This is a genomic window from Streptomyces sp. NPDC041784, assembly GCF_055591025.1.
Genome location: NZ_JBVJAB010000009.1, coordinates 208959 through 234267, shown reverse-complemented (window position 1 = coordinate 234267; position 25309 = coordinate 208959). Strand labels below are relative to the sequence as shown.

Annotated in this window: 22 protein-coding genes and 3 pseudogenes; 13 read left to right on the top strand and 12 right to left on the bottom strand. The window is 72.6% G+C overall.

Annotated features, from left to right (window positions below; all coding sequences use genetic code 11):
* Positions 1-2: 2 nt before the first annotated feature.
* A complete protein-coding gene (locus tag ACZ6D7_RS21445) occupies positions 3-677 on the bottom strand; it encodes a hypothetical protein (RefSeq protein ID WP_469492728.1) in 675 nt (224 codons plus the stop codon).
* 138 nt (positions 678-815) lie between these two features.
* On the opposite strand from ACZ6D7_RS21445, the gene ACZ6D7_RS21440 reads away from it, so the two are divergent.
* Positions 816-1049, top strand: coding sequence for a hypothetical protein (locus tag ACZ6D7_RS21440; protein WP_469492724.1), 234 nt, complete (start codon positions 816-818; stop codon positions 1047-1049).
* A 180-nt stretch (positions 1050-1229) separates the two neighbouring features.
* On the opposite strand, the gene ACZ6D7_RS21435 is transcribed toward ACZ6D7_RS21440, so the two are convergent.
* Positions 1230-2408 (bottom strand): acyl-CoA dehydrogenase family protein, encoded by a 1179-nt coding sequence (locus ACZ6D7_RS21435; RefSeq protein WP_469492722.1) that lies wholly within the window; start codon positions 2406-2408, stop codon positions 1230-1232.
* A gap of 109 nt (positions 2409-2517) precedes the next feature.
* Here ACZ6D7_RS21435 and ACZ6D7_RS21430 point away from each other — a divergent pair, with 109 nt between their 5' ends.
* Positions 2518-3348 carry a hypothetical protein gene (locus ACZ6D7_RS21430; protein WP_469492719.1) on the top strand — a complete coding sequence of 277 codons (831 nt, stop codon included), beginning with the start codon at positions 2518-2520 and terminating at the stop codon, positions 3346-3348.
* Between the two features lie 100 nt (positions 3349-3448).
* Here the strand turns inward: ACZ6D7_RS21430 and ACZ6D7_RS21425 are convergent, their stop codons facing one another.
* Positions 3449-3823: a four-helix bundle copper-binding protein gene (locus ACZ6D7_RS21425; protein WP_469492717.1), complete on the bottom strand. Its 375-nt coding sequence runs from the start codon at positions 3821-3823 to the stop codon at positions 3449-3451.
* Between the two features lie 129 nt (positions 3824-3952).
* Between ACZ6D7_RS21425 and ACZ6D7_RS21420 the strand changes: the two genes are divergently transcribed.
* Positions 3953-4318, top strand: coding sequence for a DUF6479 family protein (locus ACZ6D7_RS21420; RefSeq protein WP_469492715.1), 366 nt, complete (start codon positions 3953-3955; stop codon positions 4316-4318).
* Positions 4319-4345: 27 nt separating this feature from the next.
* On the opposite strand, the gene ACZ6D7_RS21415 is transcribed toward ACZ6D7_RS21420, so the two are convergent.
* On the bottom strand, positions 4346-5233 hold the full coding sequence (locus ACZ6D7_RS21415; RefSeq protein WP_469492712.1) for a fructosamine kinase family protein: 888 nt from the start codon (positions 5231-5233) through the stop codon (positions 4346-4348).
* Between the two features lie 128 nt (positions 5234-5361).
* On the opposite strand from ACZ6D7_RS21415, the gene ppk2 reads away from it, so the two are divergent.
* Together ppk2 and ACZ6D7_RS21405 are read left to right on the top strand one after the other, a co-directional pair.
* Complete coding sequence (gene ppk2, locus ACZ6D7_RS21410; protein WP_469492709.1) at positions 5362-6165, top strand: polyphosphate kinase 2; 804 nt, start codon at positions 5362-5364, stop codon at positions 6163-6165.
* A 107-nt stretch (positions 6166-6272) separates the two neighbouring features.
* Positions 6273-8228: a PAS domain S-box protein gene (locus tag ACZ6D7_RS21405; RefSeq protein WP_469492706.1), complete on the top strand. Its 1956-nt coding sequence runs from the start codon at positions 6273-6275 to the stop codon at positions 8226-8228.
* Here the strand turns inward: ACZ6D7_RS21405 and ACZ6D7_RS21400 are convergent.
* From ACZ6D7_RS21400 to ACZ6D7_RS21385, 4 genes are all read right to left on the bottom strand, one after another.
* Positions 8212-9189 (bottom strand): ATP-grasp domain-containing protein, encoded by a 978-nt coding sequence (locus ACZ6D7_RS21400; protein WP_469492704.1) that lies wholly within the window; start codon positions 9187-9189, stop codon positions 8212-8214. The two genes, ACZ6D7_RS21405 and ACZ6D7_RS21400, sit on opposite strands and share 17 nt — an antisense overlap.
* Positions 9190-9547: 358 nt before the next feature.
* Positions 9548-11935: a phosphoketolase family protein gene (locus tag ACZ6D7_RS21395; protein WP_469492703.1), complete on the bottom strand. Its 2388-nt coding sequence runs from the start codon at positions 11933-11935 to the stop codon at positions 9548-9550.
* Positions 11936-12092: 157 nt separating this feature from the next.
* Positions 12093-12548, bottom strand: coding sequence for an RpiB/LacA/LacB family sugar-phosphate isomerase (locus ACZ6D7_RS21390; protein WP_469492700.1), 456 nt, complete (start codon positions 12546-12548; stop codon positions 12093-12095).
* Between the two features lie 10 nt (positions 12549-12558).
* Complete coding sequence (locus ACZ6D7_RS21385) at positions 12559-12978, bottom strand: MerR family transcriptional regulator (RefSeq protein WP_469492698.1); 420 nt, start codon at positions 12976-12978, stop codon at positions 12559-12561.
* A gap of 28 nt (positions 12979-13006) precedes the next feature.
* Here ACZ6D7_RS21385 and ACZ6D7_RS21380 point away from each other — a divergent pair, with 28 nt between their 5' ends.
* A complete protein-coding gene (locus tag ACZ6D7_RS21380) occupies positions 13007-13801 on the top strand; it encodes a methyltransferase domain-containing protein (protein WP_469492697.1) in 795 nt (264 codons plus the stop codon).
* Positions 13802-14024: 223 nt separating this feature from the next.
* Here the strand turns inward: ACZ6D7_RS21380 and ACZ6D7_RS21375 are convergent.
* Positions 14025-14255, bottom strand: a pseudogene (locus tag ACZ6D7_RS21375) (IclR family transcriptional regulator domain-containing protein); the annotation flags it as partial.
* Between ACZ6D7_RS21375 and ACZ6D7_RS21370 the strand changes: the two are divergent.
* The 6 genes and pseudogenes from ACZ6D7_RS21370 to argB all read left to right on the top strand — a co-directional run.
* Positions 14245-14355: pseudogene (locus tag ACZ6D7_RS21370) on the top strand (4-hydroxy-2-oxovalerate aldolase); the annotation flags it as partial. The pseudogenes ACZ6D7_RS21375 and ACZ6D7_RS21370 sit on opposite strands and share 11 nt — an antisense overlap.
* A 331-nt stretch (positions 14356-14686) precedes the next feature.
* Positions 14687-16924, top strand: coding sequence for a sensor histidine kinase (locus ACZ6D7_RS21365; RefSeq protein ID WP_469492695.1), 2238 nt, complete (start codon positions 14687-14689; stop codon positions 16922-16924).
* Between the two features lie 179 nt (positions 16925-17103).
* Positions 17104-17802 (top strand): response regulator, encoded by a 699-nt coding sequence (locus ACZ6D7_RS21360; RefSeq protein ID WP_469492692.1) that lies wholly within the window; start codon positions 17104-17106, stop codon positions 17800-17802.
* Positions 17803-18101: 299 nt separating this feature from the next.
* On the top strand, positions 18102-19514 hold the full coding sequence (locus ACZ6D7_RS21355; protein ID WP_469492691.1) for a Tat pathway signal sequence domain protein: 1413 nt from the start codon (positions 18102-18104) through the stop codon (positions 19512-19514).
* A 132-nt stretch (positions 19515-19646) separates the two neighbouring features.
* Positions 19647-20312 (top strand): isochorismatase family protein, encoded by a 666-nt coding sequence (locus ACZ6D7_RS21350; protein ID WP_469492688.1) that lies wholly within the window; start codon positions 19647-19649, stop codon positions 20310-20312.
* A gap of 18 nt (positions 20313-20330) precedes the next feature.
* Entirely contained in the window at positions 20331-21224 is an 894-nt protein-coding gene (argB, locus tag ACZ6D7_RS21345) for an acetylglutamate kinase (RefSeq protein ID WP_469492685.1), read from the top strand.
* A gap of 40 nt (positions 21225-21264) precedes the next feature.
* Here the strand turns inward: argB and ACZ6D7_RS21340 are convergent, their stop codons facing one another.
* From ACZ6D7_RS21340 to ACZ6D7_RS21330, 3 genes and pseudogenes are all read right to left on the bottom strand, one after another.
* Entirely contained in the window at positions 21265-21795 is a 531-nt protein-coding gene (locus tag ACZ6D7_RS21340) for a GNAT family N-acetyltransferase (protein ID WP_469492683.1), read from the bottom strand.
* A gap of 90 nt (positions 21796-21885) precedes the next feature.
* Positions 21886-22461, bottom strand: a pseudogene (locus ACZ6D7_RS21335) (amidohydrolase family protein); the annotation flags it as partial.
* A 137-nt stretch (positions 22462-22598) separates the two neighbouring features.
* Positions 22599-23939 carry a lysine N(6)-hydroxylase/L-ornithine N(5)-oxygenase family protein gene (locus ACZ6D7_RS21330; protein ID WP_469492680.1) on the bottom strand — a complete coding sequence of 447 codons (1341 nt, stop codon included), beginning with the start codon at positions 23937-23939 and terminating at the stop codon, positions 22599-22601.
* 257 nt (positions 23940-24196) lie between these two features.
* On the opposite strand from ACZ6D7_RS21330, the gene ACZ6D7_RS21325 reads away from it, so the two are divergent.
* Positions 24197-25144 carry a methionyl-tRNA formyltransferase gene (locus tag ACZ6D7_RS21325; protein ID WP_469492678.1) on the top strand — a complete coding sequence of 316 codons (948 nt, stop codon included), beginning with the start codon at positions 24197-24199 and terminating at the stop codon, positions 25142-25144.
* The last annotated feature ends 165 nt before the right edge of the window (positions 25145-25309 follow it).

The window sequence follows — 25309 nt, the reverse complement described above, 5'->3', positions numbered from 1 at the left end:
CCTCAGTACTCCTGCCTCTCCCAGATGCCGCCCTTTTCCGGCACGGCACCGGACTCGAACTGGAACGGGGACGGGGACGGGTAGTCGATCTGGCAGTCCCTGCACACCGGCTTCGGCTCGGGTACCCGGGTACCGCCGTCGAACTTCACGGTGTACGCGATGGTGAAACGCACCTTCGTGGGGTCACCGCCGAGAGCCCGTACCACGTTGCCCTCCGCACAGTAGCTGGGCCCGGGCCTGCAGCCGCCCGACTGGGCGAGTGCGATGTCGCCCGTCTCGATGTTGTATCCGCCCACGTAGGTCTTGTTCGACTTCCGCTTCGAGGCGTTCTTGAGAGCGAAGTCGGCGACCTGGGACGACGCGGACTCCATCTGGCCGGCGTGGGTCCAGCCCGACGGGGCCTTCTGGATCTCCAGGGCCGGCGGGCTCTTTCCGCCCACACCGCGAGTGGAGACCCTGGTGTAGTTCGATGCCGCCTTCGGCTGCTCCGCCTTCTTCGCCGCGCCCGAGAACAGCTTTCCGAGCGCGCCCTTGACGACCTTCGCCAGGGTGCCGGGCTTGGACGCCACCTTCGCGCCGCCGCCCACACCGGAGGCACCCGGCATGAAAGGGACGAGGAACTTCCCGATCCAGTGCGCGATGTTGTACCAGGCGCCGCTGTACTCCGGGCCGCGCACAGTGTTGTAGACGCTGGCTCAGTGACCTGGCCGCCGGCGTCGGCGATCGCGGTCGTGGCGGTGGCGCCCTCCGGCGGGATCACCGTCGTGCGGTCGCCGCCGTAGATCCGCCGGGTGGTGGCGAGGAGGGTGCCGCCGTTGCCGGCGATCGCCGGAACATCCCCGGAAGCGGTCGAATTCTTCCGGGTATCCGATGCTGTGGAGGCGACGGCCGTCGTCGCGGCGACGGGCAGCAGCCCGACCGCGAGAACGGAACTGAGAGTGATCGCGATGGTTCTCCCGACGCCGCGCATACGCGCATGCGTCTGCATCTTCACATTCCCCCGCATCATGAAAAAACGTATGAAGTTGTTGCGGTCGGGGGAAATCTAACGCTCCCTACAGGGAGAGTTGGGCTGGTCAGGGGCCTGCCGCTCGGCAGACGCCTAGCGGTTCGTCCACCCGGCGCGCACCTCACGAAGGCTCCTACGAGACCCACCGCGACGGCCGCCCGGACCGTTCCAGGGTCCCGCCCGGTGGCGGGGAGGGCTTGAGGTCGCAGCAGGCGGACGGCTAGCGCCGCACCCGTGGCATCCCCAGGCCGATCCAGGAGATGATCTCCCGCTGGATCTCGTTGTTGCCGCCGCCGAAGGTGAAGATGACGGCGGAGCGGTAGCCGCGTTCGAGTTCGCCGTGCAGGACGGCGCCCGCCGAGCCCTCCTGGAGGGCGCCCGGGGCGGCGACGACCTCCATCAGCCAGGCGTAGGCGTCCCGGCGGGCCTCGGAGCCGTAGACCTTGACGGCGGAGGCGTCCTGCGGGGTGAGGGTGCCGTCCTGGAGGGCGCCGACCATCCGCCAGTTGAGCAGTTTGAGGGCGTCGAGCCTGACGTGGGTCCGGGCGAGCCGGCGGCGCACCCAGGGCAGGTCGAGGACCCGGCGGCCGTCGGCGAGCTTGGTCTCGCCGGCCCAGCGCTGGACGTCGTGCAGGGCACGGATCGCCATGGTGCCGTGTGCGGCCAGGGTGACGCGCTCATGGTTGAGCTGGTTGGTGATCAGCCGCCAGCCCTGGTTCTCGGCGCCGACCCGGTGGGAGACGGGGACGCGGACGTTCTCGTAGTAGCTGGCGGTGGTGTCGTGCGAGGCGAGGGTGCGGATGACCGTGCACGAGTAGCCGGGGTCGATGGTCGGCACCAGGAGCATGGTGATGCCCTTGTGCGGCGGCGCCTCCGGGTCGGTGCGCACGGCGAGCCAGACCCAGTCGGCGGTGTCGCCGTTGGTGGTCCAGATCTTCTGGCCGTTGACGACGTACTCGTCGCCCTCCAGTACGGCACGGGTCTTGAGGGCGGCGAGGTCGGTGCCGGCGTCGGGTTCGCTGTAGCCGATGGCGAAGTCGATCTCGCCGGCCAGGATCTTCGGCAGGAACCGGGCCTTCTGCTCCTCGGTGCCGTACTGCATGATCGTCGGGCCGACGGTGTTGAGTGCCATCAGGGGCAGCGGTACGCCGGCCTGGGCGGCCTCGTCGAAGAAGACGAACTGCTCGGTCGGGGTCAGGCCGCGGCCGCCGTACTCCTTCGGCCAGCCGACGCCGAGCCAGCCGTCGGCGCCGAGCCGGCGGATGGTGGCGCGGTAGAAGCGTTTCGCGCCGACCGGGTCGGCGTGCCGGGCGTAGGCGTTGTCCGGCACCAACTCGGCGAAGTAGGCGCGCAGTTCGGCGCGCAGCCGCTGTTGCTCGGGCGTGTGGTCGAGGTGCACGGCGCCTCCTGGCTTCCCAAGGCCGGTGTCCTGACGGCGCACACCGTAGAACGTGTTACAGAAATTGGGAATGGCGGGGCGGGAAGAGGTACGGGGAGGATGTCGTCCCATGACCGGAAACGAACTGAAGGCGCTGCTGGGGCGGGCGGGCCTGGAGGCCGCCCAGTACTGGCGGACCGAGGAGGTGCTGCCGGCCCGGGCGGCCTGGCGCCGGATCACCTCGGGCGCGGCCGCGCCCGCGCTGACCGTACGGGGCGACCGGCCCTCCGAGGTCAACGAGGCGTGGCACGAACTCGCGGTCGCGCACGGCCTGTTCGACGAGGACGGCATGTTCCTGATCGACGTGGAGGGCGACCGCCAGGTGTGCCGGCCGCGCAGCTGGACCCGGGTGCGGCTCACCGCCGGCTGGGACCTCGCCAGGGTGCTGGGCGAACGGCCGGGCGCGCAGCCGGAGTTCGTCACGATGCCGGTCGGCGGGGACACCGTGCTGGGTGTGACGACGGACCGTGACGGCGTCCGCATCACGGTCGTCGACCGGATCGCGGACCGTGGGGGCGGAGGCGCGGGCGGCGGGCGAGGCGCGAGGCGCGGCGGGGCCGGACTGCTGCCGGCCTGGACGGCGGCGGGGACGCTGCCGACGGTGGAGCGGGCCTGTACTCACCGACCGTGCGGTGCCGGGAGGCGGCGGCCGCGCTCGGGCTCGACGCCGCGGCCGCGCCGCAGCCGACGGCACTGGACGTGGGCGGCCGGCGGGGGCGGGGTGCCGAGGGACTGGCCGCGCGGCTCGCGGACCCGGAAGCGGAACCGCACGGCGGGAAGTCGGCGCGTGCGGTGCGCGACCGGGTCGTCGGCCGGCGGCCGTCGGGGCGGACCGTCGCGTTGGTCGAGCCGGAGGTGGGCCGGGCGGCGGTGGTGCAGGCGCTGGGGCTACGGGCGCTGAGGGTTCGGGTGTTTGGGGGCGGGGCGCTGGGGGGTGTCCCTGGTCGGCGTTCCGGCGCACCGGCGTAGCGCCGGCGGTGGTGGGGGTCGGCGGTCGGGGCTCAGTGCAGGGTCGCCATGAAGTCCGTGCACGCCCGGGCGCAGGCGCGGCACGCCGCCGCGGTGTCCTGGGCGCCGGGGTGCTGGTCGAGGGCGTGCGCGGTCTCCAGGCAGACGGTCCGGCACCACTCCAGCTGGACGCGCAGGGCCGCCTCGTCCATCTGGTGGTCCTCGGACAGCACCCGGCAGGTCGCGTCGCACACCTCGGCGCACATGATGCCCTTGCGCCGCAGGAATTCGTGTCGTTCCGTGCCGTCCGGATCCACGAGGCCCGCGCGCAGCGCGCAGGCGTGCGCACACACGGTGCACGCCTGCGCACAGGCGAAGCGGTCCTCCAGGAACCGGAAGAGTTCCTGCTGGGAAGTCGTAGAAGTCACGCTTGGCGGGTAGCCGGGACGCGCCGTGCCAAACCTCGGCGTCCGGACACGCTGCGCAGCGGTTTGCGTACGCCGAGTTAGGGGCAAAGCGGGGCGGTTCGCGTCCCGTTCCTGGGGTATTCAGGCGATATGAGTACCGTAAGCGTCCAGCTGGCCGCCCCGAGCGGCCTGCTCAGCCTCATGCTGTTCGTGGTCGGCATGGCGGTCATCGCCCTGCTGGCCGGTGGCTTTTGGATGGGTGCGCGCATCAAGCAGCGCGAGTCGCCCAGGCCACGCCCCGACGAACAGCCGCATCTGCCGCCCGGCGGCCCCGTGCACGAGATCCGTGAGAACCGCGAGCCGGACGAGGTACCCGTCACCCCCAAGGGCGGCCGTCCCCTCACCCCGTACGAACTGACCAACATGCAGACCCGGCCCAGTGCGTCGAAGACCCGACCGCGCTGGAGCAGGGGCAGCAGCGGTTCCTTCGGCGGGGGCGGACTGGGCGCCCACTGAGACCGGCGGACAGCGGACCGCCGTCCGTCACGGCACCCGTCGAGCGACCGCCAGGGCCTGCTCGGCGTAGGCCCGGCCGACGAGCACGGCGTGCACCAGGAGCGGGAACAACTGGTGCGCACCGATTCGGTCGGGCCATCCGTCGGCCATCGGGGCGGCCTCCTCGTAGCCCTCCCTGATCCGGTCCAGGTGGGGGCAGCCGAACAGATCCAGCATCGCCAGGTCGGTCTCGCGGTGTCCGCCGTGCGCCGCCGGGTCGATGAGCCACGCGTGCCCGTCCCCGCCCCACAGCACGTTGCCGTGCCACAGGTCGCCGTGCAGCCGCGCGGGCGGCTCGGCGGGTCCGGCCAGCCCGGGCAGCCGGGCGCAGACCCGTTCGACGACGGCCGCCTCGGCGGGCCGCACCGTGCCGGCGTCGACCGCCGCCCGCAGATAGGGCAGCACCCGGTGCTCGGCGTACCACCCCGGCCACTCCTCCCCCACGGCGTTCCGCATCGGGGCGAGTCCGATGTACGCCTCCTCGGGCCCGCCGGGCGGCGGGGCGCCGAACGCGGGCGCTCCGGCGCCGTGCAGCGCGGCCAGCTCGCGCCCCAGCCGGAGCGCGGCCCCGGGGGTCGGCGCCCCGGCCGCCACCCGCTCGCTCACCAGCCACCGCTCGTCGTACCCGTGCACCGTCGGCACCCGCACCGCCCGCGCGTCGCCGAGCCAGCGCAGCCCGGCGGCCTCGGCCCGCACCGCCCCGGGCTCGTCCGCGCGCTTGATCATCACCACCCGCCCGTCGTCCAGCACGGCCTCGGTGAGCGCTCCGGACAGCGGGCGCGTCCGGCGGACGGACACTCCGGTGAGACGAGCGGCGGCGGCACCGGGATCGGAATCGGGATCGGGATCGGGATCGGGATCGGACGGCGAGGGCACCGGACGAGCGTACGGCCGTCCCCGCGTTCCCGGCGCCGCGGCGTGACGCCGGGGACGGCCGTGTCGCGGGCGGTGATCACGTACCGTGGGCAGTCTCGGATCGACAGGTCGGCGAGGGGTGCAGGCGGATGGCCAGGGACAAGGCGGCGCGCGTGCCGCGTGCGGCGTACGAGCGCGAACTGCTGCGGCTCCAGATGGAGTTGGTGATGCTCCAGGAGTGGGTGCGGGCCACGGGGGCGCGGCTGGTGGTCGTGTTCGAAGGGCGGGACGCGGCCGGGAAGGGCGGCACGATCAAGCGGGTCACCGAACACCTCAACCCCCGCCTCGCCCGGATCGCCGCGCTGCCCAAGCCGACCGAGCGGGAGCGCACGCAGTGGTACTTCCAGCGGTACGTCGAGCATCTGCCGGCCGCCGGGGAGATCGTGCTGTTCGACCGCTCCTGGTACAACCGGGCCGGTGTCGAGCACGTGATGGGCTTCTGCACCAAGGAGGAGCACCACCTGTTCCTTCGCCAGTGCCCGCTCTTCGAGCGGATGCTGATCGAGGACGGCATCCTGCTGCGCAAATACTGGTTCTCGGTGAGCGACACCGAACAACAGGACCGTTTCCGCAGGCGGCTGGAGGATCCGCTGCGGCGCTGGAAGCTGTCGCCCATGGACCTGGAGTCCCTCAGCCGCTGGGAGGCGTACTCCCGGGCCAAGGACGAGATGATGGTGCACACCGACCTCCCGGAGTCGCCCTGGAACGTCGTGGAGAGCGACGACAAGCGGCGTGCCCGGCTGAACATGATCGCCCATCTGCTGGACTCGCTGCCGTACCACGACGTGCCCCCGCCGGTGCTGGAGCTGCCCGAGCGGCCGGAATCCACCGGGTATGTGCGGACTCCGCGCGAACTGCAGAACTACGTTCCGGATCACGCGGCAAGTCTGTGATCCGCCGTTCAGGTTCGTAAGCGAACGGACAGTAAGCGACTTCACGGAGCGGAGGCGACCGGAAAGCGCTGTGATGGCCTGAACCGTCGCGCAGGGTGAGGTGGAAGATGGCCGATGTGATGCAGGCTGGTCCGGCACGGCGCGCGAGCACCGCGGAGCAGAAACGGTGCGCCTGTGGCGCACCCGCGGAGGAGCGGGCGCCGGGCGGGGCCGAGGAGCGGTTCCGGGGTCTGCTGGAGGCGGCCCCGGACGCGATGGTCATCGTCGACGACAAGGGGGCCATCCGACTGGTCAACGCCCAGACCGAGGCGCTGTTCGGCTACGGCCGCGAGGAACTGCTGGGCCACCCGGTCGAGTTACTCATCCCGCACCGCTTCCGCGGCCAGCACACCGGGCACCGGGGCGGCTACACCGCCAACCGGCAGGTACGCCCGATGGGCGCCGGGCTCGAACTGCACGGGCTGCGCAAGGACGGCACGGAGTTCCCCGTCGAGATCAGCCTCAGCCCGCTGGAGACGACGGACGGGCTGCTGGTGTCGGCGGCCGTACGCGACGTCAGCGACCGCAAGGCGGCCGAGGCCCGCATCAACGAGCTGGCCGCGCTGGTGGAATCGTCGCAGGACGCGATCCTCGCCAATACCCTCGACGGGTACATCACGTACTGGAACGCTGCCGCCCAGCGCCTGTACGGCTACACGGCCGAGGAGGTCATCGGCCGGCACGTCTCGCTGCTGGCCCCGCCGGAGCTGCGCGGCGAGATCCGCGCCCTGCTCAAGCGGCTGCGGCACGGCGAGAAGGTCGAGCACTTCGAGACGCTACGGCTGACCAGCGCGGGCGGGCTGCTGGACGTGGACGTGACGCTGTGGCCGACCCGGGACACGCACGGCACGGTGGTCGGGGCGTGCGCGATCGTGCGGGACATCAGCGACCGCAAGCGCGCGGAGGCCGAACTGACCGCGCTGTACGAGCAGCAGCGGCACATCGCGCTGACCCTCCAGCGCAGTCTGATGGGCACGCCGCCCGCTCTGCCGGGCCTGGCCACCGCCAGCCGCTACCGGCCCGCGACCCAGGGCGCGGGGGTGGGGGGCGACTGGTTCGACCTGATCCCGCTGGGCGCCGACCGGGTGGGCGTGCTGATCGGTGACGTGATGGGCCGCGGTCTGGAGGCCGCCGCCGTGATGGGGCAGCTGCGGTCGGCGGCGCACGCGCTGGCGAAGACCGGGATGCAGCCGCGCCAGCTGATGCGGGCGCTGGACCTCTGCGTGGCCGACCTCGACGTCCCCGACCAGCTCGTCACCTGCTGCTATCTGGTGATCGCCCCGGACGCGGGCACCGTCACGGTGTGTTCGGCGGGCCATCTGCCGGTGCTGGTCGCCGGGGTCGGCCACGGCGTCAGCGCGCTGTCGTGCCCGGTCAACGCGCCGCTCGGGGTGGGTGACGTCCTGTACGAGGAGTCCAGTTCGGCGATACCGCCGGGCGCCACGCTGGTGCTCTACACGGACGGACTGATCGAGACCCCGGGCAGCGACATCGAGTTCCGGATCGACGAACTCACCGTCCTCCTCGACGAGTTCTTCACCGGCGCGCCGTCCCTGGAGGACGCGGCGGACCATGTGCTGGCGGGTCTGCTGCCGGACGCCGACGGCCACAACGACGACGTCACCCTGCTGTTCGCGCAGCTCCCGGCGGCTCCGCTGGCGGCCGTCGCCACCGACCTGCCGGCCCTCCCGGGCTCCGTGCCGGAGGGGCGCGCCTTCCTGCACAAGGCGCTCACCTCGTGGCACTGCGCCGGCGCCGCCGACGACGCCCTCCTGCTGCTGTCGGAGACGCTGACCAACGCCGTCCAGCACGCCGAGGGCCCGCTCGGCCTGCATCTGCACCGCACGGCCACCGATCTCACCGTCGAGGTCAGCGACCGCAGCCCACAGCTGCCCCAGCCGCGTCTCGCCGGCGAGGACGAGGAGTCCGGCCGGGGCCTGATCCTGGTCCGTGCCCTCGCCGCCAGCTGGGGAGTGCGGCCGACGGACGAGGGCAAGACCACCTGGTTCACGCTGAGGCTGTGAGCCCCCTGGACGGGCCGCCGCCGGCCAGCTCGAAGGCGTCCAGATGCGCCTGGACGTACGGCACGGCCACCTTCTCCACCTCCACCGCGCCGTCCACGAAGGCGGGCTGCACGTTGACCTCGAAGACCACCCCGCCGTTCTCGATCGCGAGGTCGACACCGGCGAAGGGCAGGCCGACCGAGGCGGTGGCGGCGACGGCGAGTTCACCGAGGCGGGCCGGGAGGTCGGCCGGGTCGATGTGGACGGGGGTGGCGCCCCGGCAGGTGTTGCAGGGGGTGTCGGGCTCGGGCTGGAGGTGCTCACGGGCGTGCACGACCTGCTCGCCGAGCACGAACACGCGGAACTGGTGGCGCAGGCCGTCAGCCGTGACGTTGCCCGCGTCGCGCGACAGCATCCAGTCGGTGCCGTGCTCGGCGTAGTAGGCGGTGGCCTCCGCCAGCCGCCGCTCGGTGGTGACGTGGAAGGTGTCGTCGCCGCCGGTGCCGACGACAGGCCGGGCCCAGGTGTCGCCGCCGAGCCGCTCGAACACCTCGGCCGCCTCAGGCACGGACGGATCCGACAGGACGACGGTCTCCATCTGGGCGACGCCGTCGCGGTGGAAGCGGGCGACGGTGAGGTTCTTCTCCGTCGCCGTCCGCCAGGCCTCGGGGCCGGTGCCGAGGGTCACCACGTCGTGGGTCTGAAGGAGCTCCTGAAAGGCGGCGAGATCCCGCCGGCGGTGCGGCGGGATCTCGTAGAGGAGGACGACGTCGGGGACGAAGTCCAGCCGCTCCTCGGGGACCTGGAGCCGTAACCGGCCGCCGTCCGGGACGCCGCGGCCGGATCCGCCGGCCGCGAAGTGCCGGGAGTCGACGCGGACGGGCGGTGCGCCGGTGAGCAGTTCCACGGCCTCGGCGAGGTACTCCCGGCACCCCTCGGACGAGGTGGGATCGGCGATCAGGGCGATGCTCGGTCGGGACACAGCAACCTCCAGTGGCTGTCGACGCGCGCTCGTGCCGCGGATTCCCTGATGCGCGGGCCCGAGCGGTGTCACGGATGGTGCCTGTCGCGCGGGTGGTCCTCGCACCCCGTCGCCCTGGAAGCCGCGCCGGTGTGCGGGGCCCGTACCGGGTCCGGACGGTTGCCGGGCCGGGGACGGACGGTGACCTGAGGGGTGGTGGAGCTCGCCCCGCAGGGTCCGCGGCGCAGGGCTGGCCGACCACTGTAGGCACCGGGCGGGACGGATCGACAGGGCGCACGCCCGGCCACGTTCTGCCCCGTCCCCTGCGCCGTCCGCCCCCGTCCGTGCGCCCTCGCCCGGACGCCGGTGACCTGCTGTCTCAGCCGTCCCAGGACCAGTCGGCGACCTCGGGCAGATCGGTGCCGTGGATCCGGATCCAGTCGTGGTGGCGCAGTCGCGCGTCCTCCATCCGCTGGCGTACGGCGGCGGCGCGCACCGCGAGGCCGGGGACGCGGTCGATGACGTCCATGACGAGGCGGTAGCGGTCGAGGTCGTTGCGCACGACCATGTCGAACGGCGTGGTCGTGGTGCCGATCTCCTTGTAGCCGCGCACGTGCAGGTTGCGGTGGCCGGTGCGGCGGTAGGCGAGGCGGTGGATGAGCCATGGGTAGCCGTGGTAGGCGAAGACGACGGGCTTGTCGGTGGTGAACAGTCCGTCGTACTCGAAGTCGCCCATGCCGTGCGGGTGTTCCTCGGCGGGCATCAGCCGGGCGATGTCGACGACGTTGACGACCCGGACGGCGACCTCGGGCAGGTTGCGGCGCAGCAGCTGGGCGGCGGCCAGCACCTCCTGGGTGGGGACGTCACCGGCGCAGGCGAGGACGACGTCGGGTTCGCGGCTGCCGTTCTCGGTGCCGGCCCACTCCCAGACGCCGGCGCCGCGCGCGCAGTGCGCCCGGGCCTGGTCCATGGACAGCCAGTCGAAGCAGGGCTGCTTGCCGGCGACGATCACGTTGACGTAGTCGCGGCTGCGCAGGGCGTGGTCGGCCACGGACAGCAGGGTGTTGGTGTCCGGCGGCAGATAGACCCGTACGGCCTCGGGGCTCTTGTTGAGGATGTGGTCGACGAAGCCGGGGTCCTGGTGGGAGAAGCCGTTGTGGTCCTGGCGCCAGACGTGGGAGGTGAGCAGGTAGTTGAGGGAGGCGATGGAGGCCCGCCAGGGCAGCCGCCGGGTCACGCGCAGCCACTTGATGTGCTGGTTGACCATGGAGTCGACGATGTGCACGAACGCCTCGTAGCAGGAGAACAGTCCGTGCCGGCCCGTCAGGAGATAGCCCTCCAGCCAGCCCTGGCAGGTGTGTTCGGAGAGGATCTCCATCACCCGGCCGTGACGGTCGAGGTGTTCGTCGACCTGGAGGGTCTGTGCCTGCCAGGCCTTGCCGCTGGCGCCGTAGACGGCCTGGAGCCGGTTGGAGGCGGTCTCGTCGGGTCCGACCAGCCGGAAGTCCCGTCGTCCGGCGGTGGACCGCATGACGTCCTCGAGCAACTCGCCCAGCACCCGGGTGGGTTCGTGCAGGGTGGTGCCGGGCTTGTCGACCGGGACGGCGTAGGTGTCCAGGCCGGGCAGCGGGAGTTCGCGGACGAGCAGCCCGCCGTTGGCGTGCGGGGTGGCGCCGAGGCGGCGGGTGCCCTCGGGGATCCAGGCCAGGACGTCGAGCCGGGGGCCGCCCTGTTCGTCGAACAGCTCCTCGGGCCGGTAGGAGCGCAGCCATGCCTCCAGCTGGCGCAGATGGCCGGGGTTGTCGCGGACGGCGGACAGCGGCACCTGGTGGGCGCGCCAGGTGCCCTCGACCGGCAGCCGGTCGACGTGGGCGGGGCCGGTCCAGCCCTTCGGGGTGCGCAGCACGATCACCGGCCAGCGGGGGCGCTCGCCGGCGCCGTCCTCGCGGGCGGCGCGCTGGAGGGCGGCGATGCGGTCCAGCGCGGTGTCCATGGCCTGCGCCATCGCGCGGTGGACGGCGTTCGGCTCGTCGCCGGTGACATGGATGGGGTCGTGGCCGTAGCCGCGCAGCAGCTCGTCGAGTTCGGGCTCGGGGATCCGGGCCAGCACCGTCGGGTTGGCGATCTTGTAGCCGTTGAGGTGCAGGATCGGCAGGACGGCGCCGTCGTGGACGGGGTCGAGGAACTTGTTGGAGTGCCAGGAGGCGGCCAGCGGCCCGGTCTCGGCCTCGCCGTCGCCGATCACACAGGCGACCAGCAGGTCCGGGTTGTCGAGGGCGGCGCCGTAGGCGTGGGAGAGCGCGTAGCCGAGCTCACCGCCCTCGTGGATCGAGCCGGGTGTCTCGGGGGCGACATGGCTGGGGATGCCGCCGGGAAAGGAGAACTGCCGGAACAGCCGGGCCATGCCCGCCGCGTCCCGGGTGACATCGGGGTAGGTCTCGGTGTACGAGCCCTCCAGCCAGGAGTTGGCGACCACCGCGGGGCCGCCGTGGCCGGGGCCCCAGACGCACAGCGCGTTCAGGTCGCGGGTGCGGATGACGCGGTTGAGGTGGGTGTACACGAGGTTGAGCCCGGGCGAGGTACCCCAGTGGCCGAGCAGCCGCGGCTTGATGTGCTCCGGGCGCAGGGGTTCGGTGAGCAGTGGGTTGGCCATGAGGTAGATCTGGCCGACGGCCAGATAGTTCGCGGCGCGCCAGTGCGCGTTCAGCGTCCGTAGCTCGTCGTCGCTGAGCGGGGCGGCGGACGTCTGCTGCCGGTCGACGGACATCTCGGGTTCCCTTCCGGATCGGGGTCGCTCGGAGGTGCGTGCCGGTCCGTACCTCCCACCCTCTCCCGCCGACCGCGTACCCGACAGGGCCGAACGGCCCATACGGCCCATTCCCGCCGTCCGTCAGGGGCGCGCGGCGCCGATGCCCGGTCCGGCCCTAGGCAGGCGTGCGGCCGCCGTCGAGCCCGGCGACATGGGCCACGTTGCGCCGGTCCTCGGCGTCCGGGCTGGCCTCGGCGGTGAACCAGGCGTCCAGGATCTCCTTGAGCAGCGGTTCCGAGGTCAGCCTGAGGCTCAGGGCGAGGACGTTGGCGTCGTTCCAGCGGCGGGCGCCGTCGGCGGTGTAGGCGTCGGTGCACAGGGCGGCCCGGACGCCGGGCACCTTGTTCGCGGCGATCGACGCGCCCGTGCCGGTCCAGCAGCACACCACGGCCTGTTCGGAGGTCCCGGCGGCGACGTCCCGCGCCGCCGCCGCCGAGCACACCGCCCACTGCGGGTCGGTGCCGGGGCGCAGCGCGCCGTAGGTCAGTACATCGTGCCCGCGGCCGCGCAGCTGAGAGACGAGCGCGCGGGCGACGGGTTCGTCCATGTCCGAGGAGACGGAGATCCGCATGTCAGGGAGCCTACTGACCGGAGGCGGGCACTGTCGCCCCGGGCGGCCGACGGACGTGCGCACACCGGGTGACGTCCGGGTGCTCGCAGCCGAGGGCGCACTCGACGAGGGCGAGCGCGTCCTGCGCGGCCGCGATCCGGTCACGCAGTCGCTCGGCCTGCTGGCGCAGGACGTCCCGGCGTGCGGAGGGCTCGGCGACCAGGGCGCGGATGGCGTCCAGGGACAGCCCGGCCTGCTTGGCGCGCAGGATCAGGGTGACCCGGGTGAGGTCGGCGGCCCCGTAGCGACGGCGGCCGGCCGGGTCGCGGGCGGGCGTGAGCAGACCCCTGCTCTCCCAGTGCCGCAGGACGTGCGGGGCCAGGCCGAAGCGCTCGGCGAGGGCACCGATGCTCAGGGACGCCACCCGGTCGGATCGGTCGCTTGACTTCATGCCGACATTAAGTCGCAGCCTGGCGCGCATGACCGACGAATCCGGCCACGCCGCCGCCCCTCTCCTCGAATCCGGCCATGCCACCGCCTCCCTTCTCGTACGGCTCGACGCGGCCGACCGCCTGCCAGGCGCCGCCGCCCTGCGCTCGTACTCCTACGACCTGCTCGGTGCCGCGCCCGGCACGTCCGTGGTGGACGTGGGCTGCGGCGGGGGACGGGCGGTGGCCGAGCTGTCCGGCCGGGGCGTGCGGGCGACCGGTGTCGACGCCGACGAACGGATGGTCACGGTCGCACGGGCGCGATGGCCCGGGGCGGACGTCCGGCTCGGGGACGCGTACGCGCTGCCGCTGCCCGACGCCTCGGCCGACGGCTACCGCGCCGACAAGGTCTTCCATGAACTCGCCGAACCGGAACGGGCGTTGAAGGAGGCACGCCGGGTGCTGGCGCCCGGGGGACGGATCGTCCTGGCGGGGCAGGACTGGGACACGCTGGTCGTCGACTCCGACGATCCGGCCCTCACCCGCGCCCTCGTCCACGCCCGCGCGGACCATGTCACCGCGCCCCGTGCCGCCCGCGCCTACCGCGCCCTGCTCCTGGCCGCCGGCTTCACCGAGGTGACCGTCGAGGTGCGCACGACCGTGCTCACCGGGCCGGCGGCCCTGCCGCTGCTGACCGGCCTGGCCGAAAGCGTCCGTTCGGTCCCGGCGGAGCGCACGGAGGCCTGGCTCGCGGAGCAGCGGGAACGGGCCGGGGCCGACCGCCTGTTCCTGGCACTGCCCCTGTTCGTGGCGTCGGCGACCGCACCGCACCGCACCGCACGGTGACCGCTCACGGGGCGGTGACCGCTCACGGGGCGCGGACGGCCTCCACGCCCCGTCGAACGGTCGAGGACCCGGCGGAGCCGCCCGGTATCCCGCCCGGTTCCCGTCCTCGGTCGACCCGAACACGCGCCACGTCGGTACGGCCGGGCCGGCACGGCGGGCCGGAGCCGGTCCGTAGCCGCACCCGGCCCACTGGGCTGCACGCCCCCCGCCCCCAGGCCCCGTCTCAGGCCCCTGCCCGCAGGACCCGGGACAACCCCAGGGCCGCCGTCCGTACCGCCGGGGCCAGTTGGGCGGGGCTGAAGCGGGGGCGGGGGACGGCGACCGAGAGGGCGGCGACCGTGGTGCCGCCGGCGAAGACGGGGGCCGCGATGCAGGAGACGCCCAGGGCGGCCTCCTGGTCCTCGTAGGCGAGGCCGGAGACCTGGATCTTCTCCAGGGCCATGCGCAGCGTCCTCGTCGAGGTGGGACGGCGGGGCATGGTCGGCGGCCAGGAGGACATGATCACCGACATCGCCCTGGACCTGGCGGCCGCCCGCGCGGCCGCAACGGCCTGATCCCGGTCCCAGAAAGCAGCAGAAATCGCATCTGAAACACCTCACTTTGGCCAAACACCAGTCGGTAGCGAGCGCTTACTGCTAAAAAGTGGGCCAGCCGGGCCTCCGCCGTGCACCGACCGGGCCCCCGCCGTGCACCGATAGGACAGTTTTGCCGAAGAACCCCTCCCCCTCACGCCGTCGCGCGGGCGACGACGAGCGTGCCGCTGCCGACGCCTCGCCCACCACATCGGCCACACCTGCCGCATCCTCCGTATCCGCCTCACCTGTCACACCCGCCACACCCGTCTCGCCGGACGGTCCGCGCAGGTCGCTCACGAGCAACTGGCCGGTGGCCAGGCGGCTCAGGGCCGTGCTGCTGATCCCGGTCCTCGTCGCCCTGGTGCTCGGGGGCGCGCGGGTGAAACGGTCCGTGGACACCTGGCAGGATGCCGACGACGCCGTGCGCGTGGCCGAACTGGTCCAGGCGGCGAACAAGTACGCCAGCGACGCGATCAACGAGCGTGATGTGTCGGTCATCCCGCTGGTGCAGGACGGCAAGGCGTCCGACGCGGTCGTCAAGGCCCGCGCGATCACCGACGCGGACGCGCAGGCCTTCGACCGCGCGGTCGGCCGTATGCCCGACACCCCCGGCCTGGCACGGCGGGTGGAGCTGGTGCGGGCCGGCGAGAAGCAGCTCCCGGTGCTGCGTGCCGCCGCGTTCACCGACAAGATGACCGGCGTGCAGACGGAGGAGAGCTACCACCTCGTCCAGCACCCGCTGATGGAGATCTCCAACGAGCTGGGCTTCGGCAGCAGCAACCAGGCGAGTTTCGGCCGGACGCTGTACGCCATCTCCCTGACCCAGGCGGCCGAGTCGCTGATCCGGGCCATCGGTACGCATCTGCTGGTGGAGGACCGCGACGCGCTCGCCGAGGGCGAACTGGAGGCCCAGCTCGCCTCCTTCCGCTCGTACGCCTATCTCGAGCAGGTCGCCCTCCAGGAGTACGCGGGCGCGGGCACCTCCGAGGACGTGACCCGGCTCGATCAGGCACTGGCGGCCGCGCAGGAGAAGGGCGAGCGGCAGGTCACCGAGGCCGCCGCGGCGGCCGAGGCGGCGGGCCGGACCTTCGTCGCGCCGCCGCCCATGGAGCAGATGATCAGCGAGATCTCCTCCGGGAAGCCGACCGCCGAGCTGGCCGCGCAGGGCATCACCCCGGAGAGCTTCTTCGCCGCCTCCACGCTGGGCTTCGACGCCTACCGCGGGATCCAGGTCGACCTCGCCGACACCGCGCTCGGGGGTGCCCGGGACATCGCCGACGAGGCGCGCAACGACGCGATCATGAACGCCTCGCTGGTCCTCGCGGCCGTGCTGGTCGCCTTCCTGCTCGCGGCCTGGGTGGCCCGTTCGATGAGCAGTGGCATGCGCCGGCTGAGCGCCTCCGCGATCGAGATCGCCGGACAGCGGCTGCCGACGATGATCACCCAGCTGTCCCAGGCCGCTCCCGACCGGGTCGACACCCAGGTCGCGCCGATCCCGATCACCACCACGGACGAGATCGGCGAGGTGGCGCGCGCCTTCGACCACGTCCACCGCGAGGCCGTCCGGCTCGCCGCCGAACAGGCCCTGCTGCGCGGCAACATCAATGCGATCTTCACCAACCTCTCGCGCCGCAATCAGTCGCTGATCGAGCGTCAGCTGGCGCTGATCACCGACCTGGAGGACCACGAGACGGATCCGGACCAGCTGGAGAACCTGTTCCGGCTGGACCATCTCGCCACACGCGTCCGGCGCAACGGGGAGAACCTCCTGGTGCTCGGCGGCGAGAAGCCCGCCCAGCAGTGGGACCAGCCCGTTCCGCTGGTCGACGTCGTCCGGGCGGCCTCGTCCGAGGTGGAGCAGTACGAGCGCATCAGGTTCGCCGGTCTGCCGGAGGTCCAGATCCACGGCCGGGCCGTGACCGACCTCGTGCACCTGCTCGCCGAACTGCTGGAGAACGCCACCGTGTTCTCCTCCCCTCGCTCCGAGGTCACGGTCACCGCCGCCCGGCTGCCGGACGGCCGGATCATGGTCGAGATCCACGACCAGGGCATCGGGCTGACGGCGGACGACTTCGCCGACCTCAACCACAAACTGGCCAATCCGCCGACCGTGGACGCCGGGATCTCCCAGCACATGGGTCTGTTCGTGGTCGGCCGGCTCGCCGAGCGGCACGGCATCCGCGTCCAACTGCGGCCGTCCGGAGCGGAGTCGGGCACCACCTCGCTCGCCATGCTGCCCGACTCGATCGCGTACCGCCCGGCCGGCACGGAGACGGACGCCGACACCCTGACGCTGGCCATCGTCAAGGCCCCCCGTTCCTCGCGGTACTCGGCCGCCACGCTGGCCTCCCTCGCCGACCTGGACTCCGTTTCCGGTGATCCCTTCAGCGGGTACGAGGCCTGGGACGAGCGGGCGCAACCCGCCCCTGCCGCCCAGCCCCAATCCCAGCTCGAGCCCCAGCCCCTGCCCCAGCCGCTGCCCCGTCGCGCCCCCAGGGGCGGGCGTTCCGCGCGGACGGACGAAAGCGGCAGCCGGCGGGAGGGCTGAGGCCAGCCACCCGATCCCCGTGGCCCTCCCGTGCGGAGCGCCACGGGGAACCGGACGGCCATCCTCCAGATGTGATCCACACCACCAGGAAAACGGTGCCGTTTCGATAGCGGGAGCAGTACTCTGACGCTCAAATGAACGAAACCGTTTCGTTCAGGAGCGCATGGAGAACGACAGACATGGTCTCCGTACTCATCGTCAACGACCAGTCCCTTCAGCGCCTCGGCCTGCGCATGCTGCTGAGTGCCGAGCCCGGCCTGACCGTGGTCGGCGAGACCGCGAGCGGCGCCGAGGCGGTCCGCCTGTCCCGCACCCTCCGCCCCGACGTCGTCCTGATGGACACCCACACGTCCGGGACGGACGGCCTCGACGCCGTCCGGCGCATCGCACGGCCCCCACGCCTCCCCCACCCCCTCGAACCCGTCGGCGCGACCGAGCCCGGCCCCCGGGTCCTCGTACTGACCCCGGCCGGGCACGAGGAGTACGCGTACGCCGCCCTGCGCGCCGGGGCCGGCGGCTTCCTGCCCAAGGACGCCACCCCGGACGAACTGACCGCGGCCGTCCGGGCCATGGCCTCCGGAGACGCCGTGATCACCCCGGCGCTCACCCGCGCCCTCATCGACGCCGTCCGCCGCCAGGACACCGCCCACCCCGTCACGCGGGACGTGGACCTCGACGCCCTCACGGGACGCGAACGCGATGTGCTCGTCGCCGTCGCGTCCGGCTGGTCCAACGCCGAGATCGCCTCCCGGCTGTCCATCGCCCCCACCACCGTGAAGTCCCACGTCAGCCACATCCTCACCAAGATCGGCGCCCGCGCCCGGGTCCAGGCGGTGGCCTTCGCCTACGAGTCCGGCCTGGTGCACCCGGCCGCCTGAGCCGCCCCGCAGCCGCCCTCGCACCCGTCCTCGCCGCCCCCCTGACCCTCGCCCCGACTCACGGCCTCGTTCCCGACCGCCGGGAGCGGGGCCCCGGCGTTCCCCAACCGGCCTACCGGGCACAGGCGTTGACCCGCACCCGGCCCGACAGCAGAATGAGCCCGCGCGGCTTGAGAGCGCTCTCAGAACGCCTCGCACCCGCCTCTCCCATCTCACCTGTCTCTCCACCTCCCCCACCCTCTTCCCCCTCTTCCCCCTCTCCCTCTTCTCCCGCTTCCCCACCTCCCCGAAGGAGACCCATGACCGGCAGCCAAGGCCCGGCCATCAGCCGCCGTGCGCTCATCGGGACCGGCCTCGGCGTCGGCGTCGCGGCCCTCACCGCGGCCGGCGCCGTTCCGGCCCACGCCGGGGAACCGGCGCCCGCCGCTCCCGCCCAGCGCCCGGCGTCCACCAGCGACGCCGGCCCGCGGCGCCGGGCCGCCGCCTTCCTCGCCGCCGCCATGGACGCCTACCCGGACCACGGCACGCTCCGGCTGGCGCAGAGCTACACCGACCAGGCGGGCCTGTTCAGCACGGCGTTCACCTACGACAACGCCCTCACGATCCTGGCCCTGCTCGCGTCCCGCACCGAGGACGGCCGGAACCGGGCCACGGCCCTCGGCGACGCGCTGCTCTACGCCCAGGCGCACGACCCGGTGTACGACGACGGCAGGCTGCGCCAGGCCTACAACGTCGGGCCGTACACCTTCTACGACGGTGTGCCGCAGCCCGACGGGTTCGTGCGGGCGGACGGCACGGCCAATGTCGGCACCCAGTTCGGCTTCACGGGGACGGCGGTGGGCGACATGGCCTGGGCCGGGATCGCGCTGAGCACCCTCGCCCTCCGGACGGGGAAACAGCGGTTCCGTACCGGCGCCGTACGGATCGGCGAGTGGATCGAACGGGTCGGGCGCACCGACGAACCGCTCGGCGGCTACAAGTTCGGGGTGGACGGGGCCGATCGGCGGCTGCCCTTCACCTCGACCGAGCACAACACCGACCTGGTCGGCCTGTTCGGACAGCTGGCCCGGCTCACCGGCGACCGGGTGTGGCGGGAGCGGCGGGCGCGGGCCGAGACCTTCGTCAGGAGGATGTGGGAGCCGTCCGGCGGCTTCTTCTACACCGGCACCAACGACGGGGTGACGATCAACAAGTCCCCGGTCCCGGAGGACGCCCAGACCTGGACCTACCTCGCCCTCGCCGCCCGCTCCCATGCCCGGTCGCTGGACTGGGCGGTGGCCGAGCTGGCCGTTCTGGACACGGCCGAGCGCCGCAACAGCACGGTGCCGGCAGGGCAGTCGTACGAGGGTGTCACCTTCAGTTCGGCGAGTCGGCTGGCGGACGAGGACGCCCCGATCGCCGAGGGCCAGCCCCGGCCGAACCGTAACGGCGTGTGGTTCGAGGGGACGGCGCATCTGGCGCTCGCCCTGCGCACCCGGCGCGCGCGGGGCGACGAGGCGCGCGCCCGGCGGCTGCTCGCCTCCGTCGAGCGCGCCCAGGATCTGCTCGGCGGCGGCCAGACCCTCGGCGGCGGGGCGGCTGCCGCGCGCTCCGGGATCGTCTCGGCGAGCAGTCCGCTCGACACCGGTTTCGGGTTCGGTTACTACCCGTACCGGCACACCGGGGCGACCGCCTGGTACCTGCTGGCGGCAACGCGCAGCAACCCGTGGTGAGCACGCGTACCGGGCGGTGTCCGGCACCCGCGTAGCACCCTCAACCCCCTTACAAACCACTAAGGTTAGGCTAAGCTAAGAAAATCAGGAGGGGGCTGACACACCGGCACGTCGCTCGGGAGGGAAGGGTCCATGGGATTACCGGCCATCGAGTCGTACCCCATGCCGGACCGCTCCTCCCTCCCCGTACCGCACCTCTCCTGGACCATCGCCCCGGAGCGGGCCGCCCTGCTGATCCACGGCATGCAGAACCAGTTCATCGACGCGTTCCCGGCCGGGTGTTCACCCGTGCGGGAACTCGTCGAGAACGTCGCGGCGCTGCGCGGGCTCGCCGGGGCGCTCGGCATGCCGACCGTCTTCAGCGCGGAGCCGGTCGACCTGCGCGACGGCTCCCGGGGGCCGGGGGCCGAGACGTTCGGCGCCCCCGAGCCGGACGGCACGGCGGTGATCGAGCGTCTCGCGCCGCGCCCCGGCGAGCATCTGCTGCGCAATGTGCGACCCAACGCGTTCCTGCGCAGTCATCTCGGCCGGCTGCTGCGCTCGCAGGGCCGGGACCAACTGATCGTCTGCGGGCTGTACGCGCACCTCGGCGTCCTGCTCACCGCGGCGGACGCCGCCATGAACGACATCCAGCCCTTCGTCGTCGCGGACGCCGTCGCCGACTTCTCCGCCGAGGAGCACTCCATGGCTCTGCGGTGGGTGGCGCGCAGCGGTGTGGTCCGTACGACGGACGGGCTGCTGCGTGAACTGCTCCTGCACCGGGGGCGGCGCGACACCGGTTCGAACGGATCAGCCTGAGCGGACGGAGCAGGACACGTGGGACACACGGGCGGCGTGATCGTCGTCAAGTTCGGCGGCAACGCCATGGTGGACGGAACCCTGCGGCAGACGTTCGCCGAGGACGTCGTGGAACTGCGGCGGGCCGGGCTCCGTCCGGTCGTCGTGCACGGCGGCGGACCGCAGATCAGCGCGATGCTCGACCGCCTCGGTCTGGAGACGCGCTTCGCGGCGGGTCTGCGGGTGACCACTCCGGAGACCATGGACGTGGTGCGCATGGTGCTCACGGGCCGGGTGCAGCGCGAACTGGTCGGTTCCATCAACGCCCACGGCCCCTTCGCCGTCGGTATGACGGGCGAGGACGCGCACACGATGACCGCGGTCCGGCGGCCGGCCTTGGTGGACGGCCGACAGGTCGACATCGGTCTGGTCGGCGAGGTCGTGGAGGTGAACGCGGACACCGTGCGGGCCCTGCTGGACCAGGGACGCATCCCGGTGGTCTCCCCCGTGGCGCGCGGCACGGACGGCGAGGTCTACAACGTCAACGCCGATCTCGCCGCGTCCGCGCTGGCCTCGGCCCTGGGCGCCGAACGGCTCGTGATGCTCACCGACGTGGCGGGGCTGTACGCGGACTGGCCGCACACCACCGAGGTGATCGAGCGGCTGACGGCCGATGAGCTGGAGGCGCTGCTGCCGGGGCTGGCCGACGGGATGCTGCCGAAGATGGAGGGGTGCCTGCGGGCCGTGCGGTCCGGGGTGCGCCGGGCGCAGGTGCTCGACGGCCGGGTGCCGCACGCCGTGCTCAAGGGCGTCCTCGGCGACACCTCACCCGGCACCACCGTCCTACCCGGCCCCGGCACCACCGTGGTACCCGGCCCCGACCCCGCTGCCCAGCTCGGCCTCGAGGCCGGCGCCGGCGCGGAGGCCCGCTGAGCGGCACGGCCGTCGTCCGCGTACGGCCCCGCCGCGCCGTTCACAGGATCCGGGCGAGCACCCGGGCGTTGCGGCGCGGGTCCAGGGACGCGGCCCAGGCCGCCGGTGCCGTACCGGGGGACGCGGGTCCGAAGCCGTACCGCAGGAAGAGGCCGCCCCCGCCGACGGTGGCCGTGAACAGCGCGCCCACCGACCGGGCGCGCGCCCGCGCCACGGCGGCGCGCAGCAGCCCGGTGCCGACGCCGTGCCCCTGCCGGTCGGGCGCGACGCAGAAGTTGTACAGCACACCCGACGGCAGGTGTCCGCCCGTGGAATCGGCCGCGTGGACGTGCAGGGCGAGACATCCGTCGAGGGTGCCGTCGGGGGCCTCGGCGACGACGAAGTCCGCCGCCCGGGAGGCGTAGAGGGCGGTGGGGCGCTCGCGCAGCTCTCCCGTGCGCACGAACGGCCGGGACAGCGCGGCGAGCGCCTCGGCGTCGTCCGGGCGCGCGGGACGTACGGCCGACAGGACCGGGAGCGGAGCCGGGAGCGGAGCCGGGAGCAGGGTGGGGGGCGGCGTTGCGGTGGTCAAGGTGGTCCTTCCGTGTCCTGCGCGCTCCTGTGCGCAGCGGTGGCCCGGCGGGCGGGAGGGGGTGCGCTCACGCCCGCCGGGTGCGGTCGTTCAGGCGGTCCTGGGTGTCTCGCGGCCGTCGACGTACGTCGCCACCACGTCGATGTCGCCGATCCGCGAGGGCTCGACGCGGCGTGGGTCGTCGCCCAGGACGACCAGGTCGGCGCGTCTGCCCGGGGTGAGGCTGCCCAGGCTGTCCTCCCCGTGGCAGGCGCGGGCCCCGGCGACGGTGTACGCGTACAGGGCCTCCTCGACGGTGACGGCCTCCGCCTGGCCGATCACCCGGCCGGACGCGGAGGCCCGTTCGACCATGAACTGGACGGCGCGCAGCGGCGATCCGTCCGCGACGGGGCGGTCGGAGCTGCCCACCAGCGGGATGCCGTGGTCCAGGAACCCTCGGCCCCGGTAGAGCCACGGGGCCCGTTCCTCGCCTCTGACCGAGGCGTAGTCGTCGCCAAAGCGGCGCAGGAAGGTGGGCTGGACGACCACGGTGACACCGAGCCGGGCGAAGCGCGCGAGCTGGTCGGGGCGGATCAGCCCGGCGTGCTCGATCCGGTGCCGTGCCTCGGGACGCGGCCGGATCCGCTGGGCACGTTCCAGCGCGTCCAGGGCGAGGTCGGCGGCGCGGACCGGGCTCCGCCGGCGGAGCCGCCGAAGGGATGCCACCCGGGTCACGGCCGCAGGGGTCACGGCCGCAGGGGTCACGGCTCCTGGAAGCGGAGCCATGACCCCTGCGAGCCCGAAGGCCCCAGGCGCCGCGGCCCCTATCGGGCCGTCCCGATCCCGTCCGTCAGCGGCTCGGCGGGTTTCAGGCCGCGGGCCAGGATCGAGTCCAGGATCTCGCCGACCCGGATCGCCGTGTTGGACAGCAGGGACGAGGTGATGCCGTGGGTGTGTTCGGTGCCGCCCTGGAGGTAGACACCGCAGTGCAGTTCGGGGCTCGCCGCCACCCGGTAGTCGCGCTCGACCCGGACCCGGCCCTCGTCGTCGCGCCGGCAGAGCCCGGCGACCTCGCCCAGCAGGGCCAGCCCGTCCGCGGGCCGGTACCCGGTACCGAAGACGATGACGTCGGCGTCGAGCGCGGTCTCCTCGCCGGTGACCAGCGAGCGGACGGTGGCCCGGACCTTCTCCGGGGTCTCGACCACGCCGGTCAGCCGGGACACGTTGTGGAAGCGGAGCCGCTCGGTGCCCAGGACCTTCTCCTGGTACACCCGCCGGTACAGGTCCTCGATGAGGTCGATGTCCACCACCGAGTAGTTGGTGTTCCCGTGATAGTCCATCAGTTTTCGCTTGACGTCCTCGGGCGCGGAGAAGTACTCGTCCACCGCCTCGGGGTCGAAGATGCGGTTGGCGAAGTTGCTGTCGTCCGCGGGGCTGTAGCCGTAGCGGGAGAAGACGGCGTGGACCTCCGCGCCGGGGAAGCGGCGGTGCAGGTAGGCCACGTTCTCGGCGGCGCTCTGGCCGGCGCCGACCACGATGAACCGGGCGGGGTCGGTGCCCTCCAGGGCGTCCACCTTCCCCAGCAGGTCGGAGTTGTGCCAGATGCGGTCGGTGCGCTCGACGCCGTCCGGCATGCGCGGCCGCAGCCCGGTGCCGATGACGAGGTTGCGGGCCCGGTGCACGACGAGGCCCTCGCCGGCCCGGACGGTCACGTCCAGGTACTCCACCACACCGTCGCGGACGACGGGTTCGACGCCGATGACCTCATGGCCGTAGGAGACCATGTCGTCGACCTGCGCCGCCGCCCACTCGAAGTAGTCGTGGAACTCCATCCGCAGCGGGAAGAAGTTCTTGTGGTTGACGAAGTCGATCAGCCGCCCCTTGCTCTGGAGATAGCTCAGGAAGCTGAACTCGCTGGTCGGGTTGCGGAGGGTCACCAGGTCCTTGAGGAAGGACACCTGCATCGTGGCGTCGTCGATCAGCATGCCCCGGTGCCAGCCGAAGCGCGGCTGCTGCTCGAAGAAGTGGGCGGTGACGGCCTCCTGCCTGCCGACGCGTGCGTTGTGCTCGGTGAGAGCGATCGCCATGGCCACATTGGACGGACCGAAGCCGATGCCAATGAGGTCGTGTATCAGTGGTGCGTCGTCAGGAAGAACCGGAGACATGTCACTCCCATCGTGCGGGGCAGCCGTGGTCGAGGCGCTGGAAGTAGCGGGAGGAGGGCACGCTTCCGCGAGACCCACTTAACTTAGGGAAGCCTAAGCTTATCTCGTGAAGCTGTCGACGGGACGAAACGGACACCCTACGGCTGTTCGAATTTCTGACACCGCGTCATGAGGCCTCCTGGTGCGCGGCATTGCCCTGTTAGGTAAGCCTTGCTTTACTTGGCTCCGTCCCATTGCTGCCCAGAGGAGGATCCCCCATGCGGGTCGTCATGTTCGGTTATCAGACCTGGGGCCACCGCACCCTCCAGGCCCTGCTGGACTCCGAGCACGACGTGGTGATGGTCGTGACGCACCCCAGGAGCGAGCACGTCTACGAGCGGATCTGGAGCGACTCGGTCGCCGACCTGGCCGAGGAGCACGGCATCCCCGTCCTCCTGCGCAACCGGCCCGACGACGAGGAGCTGTTCGAGCGCCTCAAGGACGCCGACCCGGACATCATCGTCGCCAACAACTGGCGGACCTGGATCCCCCCGCGCATCTACGACCTCCCCCGCCACGGCACGCTCAACGTCCACGACTCGCTGCTGCCGAAGTACGCCGGCTTCTCCCCGCTGATCTGGGCCCTCATCAACGGCGAACCCGAAGTCGGCGTCACCGCCCACCTGATGGACGAGGAGCTCGACGCCGGCGACATCGTCCTCCAGCAGGCCGTGCCGGTCGGGCCGGCGGACACCGCGACCGACCTGTTCCACAGGACGGTCGACCTCATCGCCCCGGTCACCACGGGCGCCCTCGCCCTGATCGCCTCGGGCCGCACGGAGTTCACCCGGCAGGACCGTTCCCAGGCCAGCTTCTTCCACAAGCGGTCCCTCGAGGACAGCCGGATCGACTGGAGCTGGCCCGCCGAGGACCTGGAGCGCCTCGTGCGCGCCCAGTCCGCCCCGTATCCGAGCGCCTTCACCTTCCACCGGGGCAAGCGCCTGGAGATCCTCTCCGCCGTGGTCTCCGAGGGCCGCTACGGCGGGACGCCGGGCCGCGTCTTCTACCGCGAGGGGGACGGCGTGGTGATCGTCGCCGGAGCCGACGCCCGCACCGGCCGCAACCACGGGCTGGCCATCACGCGCGTACGGACCGAGGACGGCCGGGAACTGGGCGCGACCGAGTACTTCACCGCCATGGGCGGCTACCTCACCGCCCGCCCCTGACCGCCCTCGCCCCCGCGCCGGCCGGTCCCGACACGGTCCCGGGGCCGGCCGGCCGGACCGGGGGGGGGGGGGGGGGAGCCGTCGCGCTGGGTCGATGTTCGCCTCCTGGGAGCGAGGGCGATACCGCAAAAGCCCCCCATCGGCGCTCCTACAATTCCGTCTTCG